The organism is Streptomyces sp. XM83C (genome assembly GCF_023072675.1).
Classification (GTDB): Bacteria; Actinomycetota; Actinomycetes; order Streptomycetales; family Streptomycetaceae; genus Streptomyces; species Streptomyces thermocoprophilus.
Genome location: NZ_JALLGL010000644.1, coordinates 1 through 728 on the forward strand (window position 1 = coordinate 1; position 728 = coordinate 728).

General features: G+C 73.6%; 1 protein-coding gene. It reads right to left on the reverse strand.

The genetic code is table 11. The features are described from left to right. The coding region (rsmA, locus tag MTQ10_RS30890; protein WP_247474129.1) for a 16S rRNA (adenine(1518)-N(6)/adenine(1519)-N(6))-dimethyltransferase RsmA at positions 1 to 728 on the reverse strand (728 nt) is incomplete at both ends.

A 728-nucleotide genomic window follows, 5' to 3' on the forward strand; every position in this document is an offset into this window, starting at 1 on the left:
CGGACCCGGCCCAGCCGGCGAGGGCGGCGCGCAGCGTCTTGCGGCGCTGGGCGAACGCGGCGTCGATCACGGCGAAGACCTCCGCCTTGGACGCGGTCGTCCTGATCGGCTCGGTGCGCCGGACCAGGGAGACGAGCCCGCTGTCGACGTTCGGCGCGGGCCAGAAGACGTTGCGGCCGATGGCGCCGGCCCGCTTCACCTCGGCGTACCAGTTGGCCTTCACGGACGGCACGCCGTACACCTTGGAACCAGGCCCGGCGGCGAGCCGGTCGGCGACCTCGGACTGCACCATGACGAGGGTGCGTTCGATGCTGGGGAACGTGTCGAGCATGTGCAGCAGCACGGGCACGGCCACGTTGTACGGCAGGTTCGCGACGAGCGCGGTGGGCGGCGGGCCGGGCAGCTCGGTGACGTGCATCGCGTCGGAGTGGACGAGGGCGAACCGGTCGGCGCGGTCCGGCATGCGCGCGGCGATCGTGGCGGGCAGCGCGCCCGCGAGGACGTCGTCGATCTCGACGGCGGTGACCCGGTCGGCGACCTCCAGCAGCGCCAGGGTGAGGGAGCCGAGCCCCGGCCCGACCTCCACGACCACGTCGTCGGGGCGCACCTCGGCGGTGCGGACGATACGGCGGACCGTGTTGGCGTCGATGACGAAGTTCTGGCCGCGCTGCTTGGTGGGGCGTACGCCGAGGGCCGCCGCGAGTTCGCGGATGTCGGCTGGGCCGGGT